The sequence below is a fragment of the Buchnera aphidicola (Brachycaudus cardui) genome (assembly GCF_005081945.1).
GTDB lineage: Bacteria > Pseudomonadota > Gammaproteobacteria > Enterobacterales > Enterobacteriaceae > Buchnera > Buchnera aphidicola_AN.
Genome location: NZ_CP034879.1, coordinates 435,893 through 450,418 on the forward strand (window position 1 = coordinate 435,893; position 14,526 = coordinate 450,418).

Below are 14,526 nucleotides of genomic sequence, written 5' to 3' on the forward strand. Positions count from 1 at the left end.
ATATGGTAAAAATTCGTTTAGCTCGATATGGAACAAAAAAACGTCCATTTTATAAAATGGTTGTAGCTGATAGTCGTTTTTCTAGAGATGGTCGTTTTATTGAACGTGTAGGATATTTCAATCCTATTGCTCAAGGCAAATCTCATTCAATAAAAATCAATTTAGATCGTATTCAATATTGGAAAAAACAAGGAGCTCAAATATCAAAAAGAACTCAAAAACTAATCCAATTATCTAGGAAAAAAGAGGAAATATTATAAATATAATTACAAATCAACCAATTCAACCATTGCTAATAGGAAAAGTCGGAAAATCTTATGGAATATTAGGATGGATTACTATTTTTTCTTTTACAGAAGAAAAATCAAAAATATTCGATTATTTACCGTGGTTTTTTGTAAAAAAAAAATAATAAAAATTCAACTTACAGACTGGAAACCATACAAGAATAATTTTATCGTGCATATAAAAGACATTTCTAATCGTTCTCTAGCTAGAGAATTAACTAATTCAGATATAATTATTAGCAAATACACTTTACCTACATTAAAAAAAAACGAATACTACTGGAATGATCTTATTAACTATAAAGTATTTAATACACATAAACATTACTTAGGAAAAGTAATCGATTTAATGCGTGCAAAAAATAACGATATATTAGTAGTAAAAAATACATTAAAAATATCTAAAAAAAATATATTTATTCCATTCATTGAACAAAAAATAATACGACAGATAAATTCTAACTATAAATTTATAACAGTCCAATGGGATTAAATTGTATCTTATAAATGAAAAACAAATATGATAAAACTTTAATATGGTTTAAAATTATTACTATTTTCCCAGAAATGTTTCGTGCAATTACTGATTACGGTATCACGAGTAGAGCAATTAAAAAAAAAATCATTGATATTAACTTTTTAAATCCTAGAAATTTTACTAAAAATAAATATAAATCTATAGATGACCGTCCTTATGGAGGAGGACCGGGTATGTTAATGAGCGCTGAACCATTATATCTATCTATTCAACATGCAAAATCTGAATTAAAAGACGCTACCGTCATTTATTTATCTCCTCAAGGAAAACTATTAAAACAAAACTATATACAAAAACTAATTAAGAAAAAAAAAATTATTTTTATATGTGGTAGATATGAAGGAATCGATCAACGAATTATTGATTATCAAGTAAATGAAGAATGGTCAATTGGCAATTATATACTTACTGGAGGAGAGTTAGCGGCTATGATTATGATAGATTCTATCTCTAGATTAATTCCAGGAGTAATAAAAACAAAAAAATCAATAGAACAAGATTCTTTTTCTAAAAATTTACTTGATTATCCTAATTATACTAGACCTAAAATAACTAATAATATTTCAGTTCCTGAAATATTATTATCAGGAAATCATAGTCAAATTCGTCTTTGGCGTTTAAAACAAGCACTAGGAAAAACATGGATTAAACGTCCTGATCTTTTAAAAAAACATATTTTAACTCAAGAAGAAGCAATATTATTAAATGAATTTAAAAAAAATTTCAACAAATAAAAACATTATTAATCACTTCAGTTGTTTTATTCAAAGGGAAATTCATGACAAATGTAATTGAAGAAATAGAAAAAAAACAATTAAAAAAAAATATACCTAACTTTAGGTCTGGAGATACTGTAGAAGTTAAAGTATGGGTTATTGAAGGATCGAAAAAACGTATACAGTCTTTTGAAGGAATAGTTATTGCAATAAAAAATCGTAATTTAAATTCTTCTTTTACTATACGCAAAATATCTAATGGAGAAGGTATCGAACGTGTTTTTCAAACACATTCTTATACTATTAATGAAATTATTATAAAAAGAAAAGGTTTAGTTAGAAAAGCAAAATTATATTATTTAAGAGCTCGAACTGGTAAATCTGCACGCATTAAAGAAAGACTTAATTAATATTAATCACACAAACTTTAATATGCAGTCATGACTTGATTCTTGACTGCATGATCTTTTTAATATACAAATAATAAAGATTTTTTATAAAATTACACTGTACCACCTATAGTTAAACTTTCTAATTTAATAGATGGTTGTCCTATTCCTACTGGAATATTTTGTCCATCTTTTCCACAAATTCCCATTCCCTGGTCCATTTTTAAATCATCACCAACCATTGATATCTTTTGCATTACCTCTAAACCAGATCCAATTAATGTAGTATTTTTAATTGGTGTAGAAATTTTACCTTTTTTTATTAAATAAGCTTCTGAAGTAGAAAAAACAAATTTTCCAGAAGTAATGTCAACTTGACCTCCAGAAAAATTTATAGCATATATTCCATAATCAACACTTTTAATAATATCATCTATTTTAGATTTTCCAGATAACATATAAGTATTAGTCATGCGTGGCATAGGTAAATATGAATAGGATTCACGACGTCCATTACCAGTAGATTGTGTTCCCATTAAACGAGCATTAAGTTTATCTTGCATATATTTTTTTAATATTCCATTTTTAATTAAAATATTATATTGTCCAGGAGTTCCTTCATCATCAATGGTTAATGAACCACGTTGATTTTTTATTGTCCCATCATCAATAATAGTACATAATTCTGATGCAACTTTTTTGCCAATCATGTTAGTAAAAACTGAAGTTCCTTTTCTATTAAAATCTCCCTCTAAACCATGACCTATTGCTTCATGTAATAAAACACCAGGCCATCCAGATCCTAAAACTACAGGAAAAGTTCCCGAAGGAGCTTCTTTTGAAGATAAGTTTAATAAAGCTATACGAACAGCTTCTCTAGACCAATAATCAATTCTATTTTCTTGTGATAAATTATCTTTATTTATAAAAAAATTATAGTCAGTACGACTACCCCCTCCACTTCGACCTCTCTCTCTTCTTCCATGATCTTCAACTAAAACACTAATTGAAAATTGTACTAAAGGTCTTATATCTGTCACTAAATCTCCATCAGTAGATGCTATTAATATTTCTTCATATGAACCAGTTAAATTAGCATTTACTTCTATAACACGACTATCGAAACTACGTGCTATATGATCTGCTCTATATAAAAAATCAATTTTTTCTCTAGAAGAAAAAATTTGTAAAGGATTAATAGGATTATAAAAAGGTTTTATTTTTTTTTGGGAAAACGTTTTTACTTTATTCTCACCTTTAACAAAAATAATACTACGGGCCATATTAGTGCTTTTTCTTAAAGAATCTATTGATATCTGATCTGCATATGCAAACCCTGTTGTTTCTCCTCGAATAGCTCTAACACCAACTCCTTGGTCTGAATGATAGTTTCCTTCTTTTATAATTCCATTTTCTAATGACCAAGATTCATAAAGATGAGATTGAAAATAAAGATCTCCATAATCTAATTTACGCATACAAAGTTCTTCTAAAGAAGCTAAAAGATCTTGTTGATTGATTTTATTAGCAGTTAATAAAGATTCAGAAACTAATTCAAATGTCATTTAAACTCACTTAATTTATAATAATTTTACTGAAGTTTATTATAAAAGATAAAATGTAAAATAAAAAATATTTTTTAAGAAAAAATATTATATAATATGTTTGTTTTTTTTAAAAAGTAATGATTTAAATTTAAAATAAAATCGTTAACCGAGATCAAATATGAAAAATATATTATTAATCAATGGACCTAATTTAAATCTTCTTGGAACACGTGAAACTGAAATTTATGGCACAGTGAATTTAACCGATTTATTAGATAATTTAAAAATAAAAGCTAAAGAGCTCAACATCTCTTTACATCATATACAGTCTAATGCAGAACATGTATTAATTGATAAAATTCATTCTTCAAGAAATCATATTGATTATATTATAATCAATCCTGCAGCATTTACTCATACTAGTATAGCTATAAGAGATGCGTTAATTTCAGTAAATATTCCTTTTATTGAAGTTCATATTTCAAATATTCATGCTAGAGAAGATTTTCGATCTCATTCCTGGTTATCTGATATTTCTAGTGGTGTAATTTGCGGACTTGGTTTAGATGGTTATTATTGGGCATTACAAACAATATCTAATAGGCTTCTAAATTTAAAAAATTTAACATAAAAATATTTTTTGCACTCTCTTAATTTTTTTTAAAATAGAAAGTGCAATAAAAAAATTAATTCATACCATATTTTTTTAATTTTTTGCGTAGTGTACTACGATTTATTCCCATCATCAAAGCTGCACGTGTTTGATTTCCTCGAGTGTGTTGCATAACCATATCTAATAATGGCTTTTCTAATTCAGCTAATGCTAATTCATATAAATTATTAACATACTTACCATTTAAATTTAACAAATAATATTTTAAAGATTGTTTAACTGATTCACGTAAAGGTTTTTTTATAATTCGATTTTGAGAATTTACACTTGATAAAACAAAAAATTCAGTGTTTATTGGTTCTTCTAACATAGTACTATCAACTCTTTATTTTTTAAATAATGTATAGTTTTAAAGAAAATAAATAAAATACATTTTTTGAATTTTTTATAATATGAATCATATGTTTTATTAAAAATAAATACAATAAATAAAAATATTTTGTTATGTATTTTGTAAATATACGAGAAGTTTTTTCATATCTTCAGGAAGAGAGACTGTCCAAGACATTAAATTTTGAGTAACAGGATGTACGAAAGAAATATGACTAGCATGTAATGCTTGACGAGGAAATGTATATATTTTATTTATATCTTCATTTTTTTTATAATTTATACCTCGTTCAATACCTTTATAACAAGGATCACCAACTAAAGGATGTTTAATATATAACATATGCACACGAATTTGATGTGTACGTCCTGTTTCTAATCGTATTGATATATGTGTATGATATTTAAAACGATTTATAATTTTATAATGAGTAATTGATGTTTTACCTAAAGAATGAACCATCATAGAAGTTCTTTTCATATGATGACGCATGATAGGTGCATTTATAATTCCACCTGATATCATATTACCTTTAACAATACCTTGATACTCTCGGGTAATTTTTCTCTTTTTTAATATTTTTAATAAATAATTATAAGCATAAATAGTCTTAGCAACCACCATCAATCCAGTGGTATCTTTATCTAAACGATGTACAATACCGGCACGAGGTAAATATTTAATATTTTTATAATGATATAATAGTGCATTTAAAATAGTTCCTGTATTATTACCAGAACCTGGATGAACAACTAAACCAGCAGGTTTATTAATAACTAATATATCATTATCTTCATAAATAATATTTAAAGGAATATTTTCAGGAAAGTTAAATTTAAGATCTTTTAAAATAGGATAAATAGTAATTATTTCTCCTACTGATATTTTTTTATCAGGTTGATTAACAATACTTTTATTCACTAAAACTTGATTAATAAGAATTAATTTTTTTAAATAAGATCGTGAATATTCTTTGAATAATTGAGCTAAAACTTTATCTAATCTTTTTCCTGAAAAAGAAATACAAGACACTATTGTACTCAATTCTATTTTTTTCAATAAAATAATCCTTATTATAAATTTTTTATACATATAAAAACGGAATCTTTAATTTTTATAAAATATGATATTCTATATTTTATGAAATAAAAATATTTTAATAAAAAATATTAATTTAATTATAAAAAATACACTAATGAAAAAAAAGAACAATATTATATGCATTTTTTTGATTCTATGCTTAAATTTAACAGTACGTTGCGAGTCATCTAATAATCAAGTTTTTATAAAAGCACATCATTTTTATGAAATAGCTAGAGAGAAATTAAAAGAAAAAAATTTTAATGACGCAATATACATATTAGAGAAAATGAAAAAAAGGAATATTTACAATGATATCAATGACAAAATTCAGATAAATTTAATTTATGCTTACTATAAAAATTTAGATTTCAATATAGCAAAAAAAAATATAGAAGATTTTATAAAAATTTATCCGAACCATCCAAATATAGATTATATTATATATATAAAATGTTTAATTGATATATCTATGGATAAAAATATATTTTTTAAAAATTCATCTATAAATTATTATAAAAATGACCCTCATTATGCAAAAATTGCATTTTTTCAATTGAAAAATTTCATTTTAAAATATCCAAAAAGTCTTTATATAACTAACGCTAAAAAAAAATTAGTATATTTAAAATACCGTTTATCAGAACATGATTTAAAAATATTAGAATTCTATTTTTTTAATCAAAAATATATAGCTGTTATTAATCGAGGAGAAGAAATAATTCAAAAATATTCAGACATGCCAGCTACACGAAAAGCTCTTATATATATGAAGAAATCTTATCTTAAATTAAAAATTTTTAATACAGCTAAAAAAATATCAAAAATCATTTCATTAAATAAAATTTAGAAAAGTTTATATTAAATATAAATAATTAATTTTAATATTAAAATATGAACGGATAAAAAATTTAATAAATCCTATTTTAAAAATATTTTATATAATTAAAATGTTTATTATTTCAATTAATAAGAATAATGATGAATAAAACCACTAATAAAATACGTCAAGATTTTTTAAATTTTTTTGAAAAAAAAGGGCATGTAATTATTCCTAGTAGTTCTTTAGTTCCATATGATGATTCTACATTATTATTTACAAATGCAGGAATGAATCAGTTTAAAGACATTTTTTTAGGTCAAAAAAAAAGTGATTACCCTTGTGTAGCTACTGTTCAACGTTGTTTAAGAACTGGAGGAAAACATAATGATTTAGAAAATGTGGGATATACTTCAAAACATCATACATTTTTTGAAATGCTTGGAAATTTTAGTTTTGGTAATTATTTCAAAAAAGAAGCTATTGAATATTCTTGGGAACTATTAACATCAAAAAAATGGTTTAATATACCAAAAAATAAGTTATGGATCTCAGTATATCACGATGATGATGAAACGTATAAGATATGGAAAAATGTCATTCAAGTACCTTCTCAACATATTATTAGAATTGGTGATAAAAATAACTTAAAATATAATTCTGAAAATTTTTGGCAAATGGGCGACACAGGACCATGCGGTCCTTGTACTGAAATATTTTACGATTATAGTAATAATAGTGATTTAGATGATTCATTAGAATTTTTAGAAAATAAAAATGATCGTTTTATCGAAATTTGGAATATTGTTTTTATAGAATTCAACCGTATTTCAAAAACAAAAATCATTCCTTTAGAAAATAAATGCATAGATACAGGTATGGGTTTGGAAAGAATATCTGCTGTTTTACAAAACGTTCATTCTAATTATGATATTGATATATTTCAAATATTAATAAAAAATATAGCTAAATTTACTAAAATAAAAGATTTAAATCATGCTTCTCTAAAAATTATAGCAGATCATATTAGATCCTGCACATACATTATAGCAGATGATATTATCCCATCAAATGAACATCGAGGTTATGTTTTAAGAAGAATTATTAGACGAGCATTAAGACATGGTCACAAAATTGGAATTAAAGAAAAATTTTTTTATAAGCTGGTTTCTAATGTTATTGAAATAATGGGTAAAAGCGGTAATGTTTTAAAACAAAAACAAGAAAAAATAGAAGAAATATTAAAAACAGAAGAAATACAGTTTTCTCATACTCTTGATAAAGGTCTTAAAATATTAAATTTAGAAATACAAAAAACACATAGTAATGTACTATCTGGAAAAACCGTCTTTTATCTTTATGATACTTTTGGATTTCCAGTTGATTTGACAGCTGACGTATGTCGTGAAAAAAATATTAAAATAGATTATAAAAACTATGAGTTATGTAAAGAAAATCAAAAAGAACAATCTAATTTTAATAAAAAGTTTTATAAAAACTATAATGACTATATTATAGTAAATGATATATGTACTTTTCAAGGTTATAAAAAAAATAAAGTAAAATCATTAGTAAAATATATTTTTGTAAAAAACAATTTAGTTTCAGAACTTAAAACTAATGAAAATGGAATCATTTTTCTTGATACAACATGTTTTTATGCAGAATCAGGAGGACAAATAGGTGATAAAGGTGAACTTTATAACGAAAAATCATGTTTTATAGTAAAAAATACTAAAAAATATGGGAAAACAATAGGACATATCGGAAAATTAATTACAGGTACAATTTTAGTCAACGAATATATTTATAGTAAAATTGATGAAGATCATAGACATTCTATTGAGCTAAATCATTCAGCAACGCATTTACTACATGCTGCATTACAAAAAATTTTAGGGCAAAATGTTAATCAAAAGGGATCTTTAGTTACTGATACACATTTAAGATTTGATTTTTCATATACAAATTCTATACAGCTAACTCAGATACAAAAAATCGAATATATGATCAATCTGAATATTCGCAAAAATATTCTCATTAAAACAAAAGAATTAAAATTAGAAGAAGCTAAAAAAAAGAAAGCAATCGCTTTATTTGATAATCAATATAAATCTATAGTACGAGTAGTATTTATAGATAACTTTTCTATAGAACTATGTGGTGGAACACATACTACAAGAACTGGAGATATTGGACTTTTTAAAATTATTTCTCAATCAAGTATAGCATCCGGAATCAAAAGAATTGAAGCGGTAACTGGACAAAAAGCAATAGATTATTTACATCAAAAAGATAATTATATAGAAGACATATCTCTTTCTTTGAATTGTAATCATTCTCATATTAAAGAGAAATTAAAAAAATTAATGATAACAATAACAAATTTAGAAAAAAAAATCATCCAATTTCAAAAAAAAGAAAATAAATATTACATAAAACAATTAATTAAAAACGCTAGTTATATATATGAAATCAAATTTATTGAAAACATCTTTTATAACTATGAACATAAATTAATGAGAGAAATAGTTGATCAATTAAAAAAAGAACTAAAAACTACAATAATTATATTAATAAATGTTAAAAATCATTGTTTTACTGTTATTGTTGGAGTTACAAAAAATTTAATCAATAATATAACAGCAACAAAAATAATGGATATTCTTATGAAAGAAACTAATGGAAAAGGCGGTGGAAAAAAAGAGATTGCTGAAGGAGGAGGTGTTGATACAAAAAAACTATCTATAGTTTTAAAAAATGTTAAATCATGGATTTTTAAAAATTTCAAAAATAATAAATACTTATAATTCATACATTATATATTAATATGAAAATCAAATATTTATTTAAAATATATTATTAAAAAATTTTATGGTCTACGTTTAACCCTGTATAATTCATAACGCCAGAAACTGGAAAGGATAAATTCTTTTAATATTTTAAGGAGAAAATAATGCTTATTCTAACTCGTCGAGTTGGCGAAACGTTAATAATTGGCGACGAAATAACTGTAACAGTACTAGGAGTTAAAGGTAACCAAGTTCGTATTGGTGTAAATGCCCCTAAAGAAGTTTCGGTACATCGTGAAGAAATATATCAACGTATTCAAGCAGAAAAACAACAAAAAAAAAATTAATAATCAACGTTGCATCTTACTAATTTTAAGTAAGATGCAATTTTTATATTTATTTCATAAGTAAATAATAACAAATAGATATCTTATATAAAATATATTTGACTTATATAGAAAAAAAAGTACAATAAAAGTAGAAAAAAAATTTTCTACAACAGTACTACTACAACGGTACTATTAGGTGAGATGGCCGAGAGGATGAAGGCGCTCCCCTGCTAAGGGAGTATGCAGAAAACATCTGCATCGAGGGTTCGAATCCCTCTCTCACCGCCATCATTTAATTTTTTAAAATTGCATCCGTAGCTCAGTTGGATAGAGTACTCGGCTACGAACCGAGCGGTCGGAGGTTCGAATCCTTCCGGATGCAAAATAAAAAAATCAAAAAACCTTTTTTAAAAACATACATAATATGTATGACATTCAAAAAAAAATATAAAAAACAATCTAATATTTTATATATTATATCGGGAGACAAAATTGATACAAGACATCTCCAAAAAAATTACTTGGTTAAAAGAACATCCAGAAATATTTAAAGGTATTGCACGAGGAATCGAACGTGAAACTTTAAGAATTCAAAAAAATGGAAATTTTTCTGAAAGTAGACATCCATTTTTAATTGGATCACCTTTAACTCATCAATGGATTACAACTGATTTTTCTGAAAATTTATTAGAATTTGTTACACCTGTTAGTAATAATATAGATTATTTATTGTCTTTTTTAAAAGATCTTCATTCTTTCGTAGCATCTAAAACATTAAATGAACGTATGTGGCCTTTTAGCATACCATATTTTTATAATGAAAATACAAAAATTAAAATAGCTGAATACGGAACTTCAAATATTGGAAAAATAAAAACTACTTATCGTACAGGATTAAAATATCGTTATGGTGATCTTGTCAACACAATATCAGGTGTACATTATAATTTTTCATTACCTTTAAAATTCTGGAAGTATTGGAAAAAACAAAAAAATCAGAATAATAAAGATTATGTTTCATCAGGTTATTTAAGTTTAATTAGGAATTATTATAGATTTGGATGGATTATTCCTTATTTGTTTGGAGCATCACCAGCAATATCATCATATTTCTTAAAAAATAAAAATAAAAAATATCAATTTAAAAAAAATAAAGAAAGTATATTTTATTTACCATGGTCTACTTCTTTAAGAATTAGTGATATTGGATATACTAATACTAAAATTATAGATTTAAATATTTTATTTAATGATTTGAATTCTTATATTCAAGCATTAAAAAATGCTATAGAAACACCATCAGAAAAATTTATAAATATAGGATTGAAAAATATAAAAGGTGAATTTCAACAGTTAAATACTAATATTCTACAAATGGAAAATGAACTCTATACACAAATAAGACCAAAAAGTAAAACTAAGAATGGTGAATCTCTTGTAGAAGCTCTCAAAAAAAGAGGAATTGAATATGTAGAAATACGTTCTTTAGACATCAATCCTTTTTCATCTATTGGTATTAGTAAAAATCAAATATTATTATTAGATTTATTTTTAATTTGGTGTGCTTTAATTGATTCACCAAAAATGAATAAAACAGACTTTTTACTAACAAAAAAAAATTGGGAAAAAATAATTTTTGAAGGAAGAAAACCTAATCAAACTATTTATATTAATAATCAAAAAGAAACAAAAACATTAGTTGAAATAAGCGAAATTATATTTAAAGATTTAAATCAAATTGCATCTATACTTGATTATAATGAGAACAATATATTATATCAAAAAGCATGTAAAGAAATAATGTTATATTTTAAAAATCCAGAATTAACTTATTCTGCTAGGTTTTTAAAATATTTTATTAATATAGGTGTTAAAAAAACAGGTTTAAATTGGGCTAATAAATATCATGAACAATTTATTAATAGATCTTATTTGAATAATCATAAAAATATTTTAGAAAAAGAAGTTATACTTTCTCATAACAAACAAAAAGAAATAGAAGAATCAGATATATTATCTTTTGAAGACTATATAAAAAATAAAAAAATTTTCCCATGCTAGTAAACATGGGATATATGACAATATCAATATATTTATTCATATATTCAATCTTCTTAACTATTTTGATAAAAATATTTTAAAAATTTAAATAGATATTAAAAAATTAATAATTTTATTGAGATAATAAATTTATTTTATCAACTTTTTCCCATGGAAATTCTTCTCTACCAAAATGACCATAAACTGCTGTATTCAGATAAATAGGTTGAAGTAGATCAAGCATTTTTATAATTCCATATGGACGCAAATCAAAAATCTTACGAATTAAAGAAATTAAAGAAGCATTACTTATTTTTCCAGTATTAAAGGTATCTATCATAATAGAAGTTGGTTCTGCTATTCCAATTGCATAAGAGAGCTGAATCTCACAACGATCAGCTAAACCTGCCGCTACAATATTCTTAGCAACATATCTTGCAGCATAGGCTGCAGAACGATCTACTTTTGAAGGGTCCTTTCCAGAAAAAGCACCTCCTCCATGTCTAGACATACCACCATAAGTATCAACAATAATTTTACGACCAGTTAAACCACAATCACCCATAGGTCCTCCTATAACAAATCTACCGGTAGGGTTGATAAAAAATTTTGTATTTTTTGTTAACCATTTATTTGGTAATACTGGCTTTATAATTTCTTCCATAATCGCTTCTTTTAAAATAATTTGACTAATATTTTCTACATGTTGTGTAGAAAAAACTACAGTATCGATTCCTACTATATTTCCATTTTTGTATTTAAATGTTACTTGACTTTTAGCATCTGGTCTAAGCCATGATAAAATATTTTTTTTTCTTAATTCAGATTGTTTTTTCATTAGAAGATGAGCATAAGTAATAGGTGCTGGCATTAAAACTTCAGTTTCATTCGTAGCATAACCAAATATAATTCCTTGATCACCAGCTCCTTGTTCTAAAAAATTAATATTTTCTATACCTTGATTGATATCTGGTGATTGTTTACCTATAGCACTTAAAACAGCACAAGAATTAGCATCAAATCCTACATCAGAATTAATATAACCAATATTATTAATAGTATTTCTAGCAATCTCTTCAACATCAACCCATGCAGTTGTTGTAATTTCACCTCCAATTAACACCATACCTGTTTTTACGTAAGTTTCACAGGCAACACGTGCCTTTATATCTTGTTTAAGTATTGCATCAAGCAAAGCATCAGAAATTTGATCAGCAATTTTATCTGGATGACCTTCTGAAACAGATTCAGATGTAAAAAAATATTCATTCATTTTATATCTACCTTATTTTTAAAAATTTTATTGCGATATTGTTAAACAATAAAATACTTAATATTAAATATATTAAGATTTATATATTTTTTAAAGTATATTAAAATATTAATTACAATATGTCTTTCAAAACACTAAGAGACTTTATTTTAAACAAATAAAATATAGATATATTTGTTATATATTAAATAAAATATATCATATATAAAAAATGATTTTTTAAAATAGATAAAATCAAAATGATAAAAAAAATATTTGTTCTAATTAGTATGTTTTTTTTTTATGTTTAAATAAAAACAACGACTTTAAGAAAAGTAATATACATGATTTCTATCAAGCAAAACTTATAGCAATTAAAATTCATCAACATGCACCAGGATCTTTTTATTGTGGATGTAAAATTATTTGGAAGCAAAAAAAAGGGATTCCTAATTTAGCGTCTTGTGGATATAAAATTCGAAAAAATAAAATTCGTGCGACAAGAATTGAATGGGAACATGTAGTACCAGCATGGCAATTTGGACATCAAAAAAAATGCTGGAAAAAAGGAGGGCGTAAAAAATGTATTGCAACAGATGTTATATACAAATATATTGAATCTGATATTCATAATTTACAACCAGCTATTGGAGAAATAAATGGAGATCGTTCAAATTTTATGTATAGTGAATTAAATAATAAATTACCTCAATACGGACAATGTAATATAAAAATAGATTTCAAAAAAAGATTAATTGAACCACCTGAAAGATCTCGTGGAGCTATAGCACGAACTTATTTCTATATGAGTAAAAAATATAAAATTATTTTATCTTTAAAACAAAAAAAATTATTTAAAATATGGGATAATAAATTTCCTGTAACAAAATGGGAATGTGAAAGAGAAAAATTAATATTTCATGCACAAGGTTATCATAATAATTATATTTATAACAAATGTATAAAAAAATAACAATATGAAAAAAAATATTCCACGTATTTATATTCAAAATGAATTAAAGATTCATCAAGTTTTATCTTTATCAAAAGATCATATTCATTACATTAAAACAGTTTTAAGAATGAATATTCAAGATATAATAGAGATATTTAACAATACTAATTCTATTTTTTTTGCTAAAATTATATATCTTTCTAAAAAGATAATTAAAATTAAAATTTTTGAACATCAATTTAAAAATATTGAATCTCCTCTTTATATTCATTTAGGACAAGTGATTTCTAAAAATGATAAAATGAATTTTACTATTCAAAAATCAATTGAAATGGGTGTTAATATTATCACACCATTATTTTTTAAAAGTACGAATACTCAAAAAAATATGATTGACGTTTCTCATAAGATAGAGCATTGGAAAAAAATAATTATTTCTGCATGTCAACAATGTCATCGTAATATTATTCCAATGATTCAAAATGCACAAGATATCTTTTCATGGTGTCAGAATAATACAGACAATAGTATAAACATTATTTTTCATCCACAATCTACTTTGACACTTAATGATTTACCACCATGTGTAAAATACGTTAGAATAATTATTGGTTCTGAAAAAGGTTTTTCAAAAAATGAAATTTTTAAAATTATTAAGTATGGATTTCTACCAATAAAATTAGGTCCGAGAATTTTAAGAACAGAAACGGCTGCTATTGTAGCCATTACAGCATTACAAATAAAATTTGGTGATTTTTAAAAATATCTTAAATATAT

Annotated in this window: 14 protein-coding genes, 2 tRNA genes and 1 pseudogene; 13 read left to right on the forward strand and 4 right to left on the reverse strand. The window is 24.5% G+C overall.

The features are described from left to right. Nucleotides 1-2 precede the first annotated feature (2 nt). The 4 genes and pseudogenes from rpsP to rplS all read left to right on the forward strand — a co-directional run bounded on the left by rpsP (nt 3) and on the right by rplS (nt 1,951). On the forward strand, nt 3-260 hold the full coding sequence (gene rpsP / locus D9V67_RS02020; protein WP_158359626.1) for a 30S ribosomal protein S16: 258 nt from the start codon (nt 3-5) through the stop codon (nt 258-260). Between the two features lie 29 nt (nt 261-289). After that, nucleotides 290-780: pseudogene (gene rimM / locus D9V67_RS02030) on the forward strand (ribosome maturation factor RimM). 14 nt (nt 781-794) lie between these two features. Beyond that, nucleotides 795-1,559, forward strand: a complete 765-nt coding sequence (gene trmD, locus D9V67_RS02035) for a tRNA (guanosine(37)-N1)-methyltransferase TrmD (RefSeq protein WP_158359630.1) — start codon at nt 795-797, stop codon at nt 1,557-1,559. Nucleotides 1,560-1,603: 44 nt separating this feature from the next. Next, entirely contained in the window at nt 1,604-1,951 is a 348-nt protein-coding gene (rplS, locus tag D9V67_RS02040; protein ID WP_158359632.1) for a 50S ribosomal protein L19, read from the forward strand. Between the two features lie 92 nt (nt 1,952-2,043). Here the strand turns inward: rplS and tldD are convergent, their stop codons facing one another. Further along, on the reverse strand, nt 2,044-3,495 hold the full coding sequence (gene tldD / locus D9V67_RS02045; protein WP_158359634.1) for a metalloprotease TldD: 1,452 nt from the start codon (nt 3,493-3,495) through the stop codon (nt 2,044-2,046). Between the two features lie 160 nt (nt 3,496-3,655). Here tldD and aroQ point away from each other — a divergent pair, with 160 nt between their 5' ends. Next, complete coding sequence (gene aroQ, locus D9V67_RS02050) at nt 3,656-4,108, forward strand: type II 3-dehydroquinate dehydratase (protein ID WP_158359636.1); 453 nt, start codon at nt 3,656-3,658, stop codon at nt 4,106-4,108. 55 nt (nt 4,109-4,163) lie between these two features. On the opposite strand, the gene fis is transcribed toward aroQ, so the two are convergent. Together fis and rluD are read right to left on the reverse strand one after the other, a co-directional pair. Continuing rightward, nucleotides 4,164-4,460, reverse strand: coding sequence for a DNA-binding transcriptional regulator Fis (gene fis, locus D9V67_RS02055; protein WP_158359638.1), 297 nt, complete (start codon nt 4,458-4,460; stop codon nt 4,164-4,166). 132 nt (nt 4,461-4,592) lie between these two features. Beyond that, nucleotides 4,593-5,540, reverse strand: a complete 948-nt coding sequence (gene rluD / locus D9V67_RS02060) for a 23S rRNA pseudouridine(1911/1915/1917) synthase RluD (protein ID WP_158359640.1) — start codon at nt 5,538-5,540, stop codon at nt 4,593-4,595. Nucleotides 5,541-5,676: 136 nt separating this feature from the next. Here rluD and D9V67_RS02065 point away from each other — a divergent pair, with 136 nt between their 5' ends. From D9V67_RS02065 to gshA, 6 genes are all read left to right on the forward strand, one after another. Continuing rightward, on the forward strand, nt 5,677-6,411 hold the full coding sequence (locus D9V67_RS02065; protein WP_158359642.1) for an outer membrane protein assembly factor BamD: 735 nt from the start codon (nt 5,677-5,679) through the stop codon (nt 6,409-6,411). A 131-nt stretch (nt 6,412-6,542) separates the two neighbouring features. Beyond that, nucleotides 6,543-9,191 (forward strand): alanine--tRNA ligase, encoded by a 2,649-nt coding sequence (gene alaS, locus D9V67_RS02070; protein ID WP_158359645.1) that lies wholly within the window; start codon nt 6,543-6,545, stop codon nt 9,189-9,191. Nucleotides 9,192-9,337: 146 nt separating this feature from the next. Further along, nucleotides 9,338-9,520: a carbon storage regulator CsrA gene (gene csrA, locus D9V67_RS02075; protein ID WP_158359647.1), complete on the forward strand. Its 183-nt coding sequence runs from the start codon at nt 9,338-9,340 to the stop codon at nt 9,518-9,520. Nucleotides 9,521-9,697: 177 nt separating this feature from the next. Further along, nucleotides 9,698-9,790 (forward strand) — tRNA-Ser (locus tag D9V67_RS02080). 20 nt (nt 9,791-9,810) lie between these two features. Further along, a tRNA-Arg gene (locus tag D9V67_RS02085) sits at nt 9,811-9,884 on the forward strand. Between the two features lie 110 nt (nt 9,885-9,994). Continuing rightward, a complete protein-coding gene (gene gshA, locus D9V67_RS02090) occupies nt 9,995-11,563 on the forward strand; it encodes a glutamate--cysteine ligase (protein ID WP_158359649.1) in 1,569 nt (522 codons plus the stop codon). A gap of 112 nt (nt 11,564-11,675) precedes the next feature. Here gshA and metK read toward each other — a convergent pair whose 3' ends face one another. Beyond that, nucleotides 11,676-12,815 carry a methionine adenosyltransferase gene (metK, locus tag D9V67_RS02095; protein ID WP_158359652.1) on the reverse strand — a complete coding sequence of 380 codons (1,140 nt, stop codon included), beginning with the start codon at nt 12,813-12,815 and terminating at the stop codon, nt 11,676-11,678. Nucleotides 12,816-13,134: 319 nt separating this feature from the next. Between metK and D9V67_RS02100 the strand changes: the two genes are divergently transcribed. Further along, a complete protein-coding gene (locus tag D9V67_RS02100; protein ID WP_158359654.1) occupies nt 13,135-13,767 on the forward strand; it encodes an endonuclease in 633 nt (210 codons plus the stop codon). A gap of 4 nt (nt 13,768-13,771) precedes the next feature. Beyond that, entirely contained in the window at nt 13,772-14,509 is a 738-nt protein-coding gene (locus D9V67_RS02105; RefSeq protein ID WP_158359656.1) for a 16S rRNA (uracil(1498)-N(3))-methyltransferase, read from the forward strand. Nucleotides 14,510-14,526 lie beyond the last annotated feature (17 nt).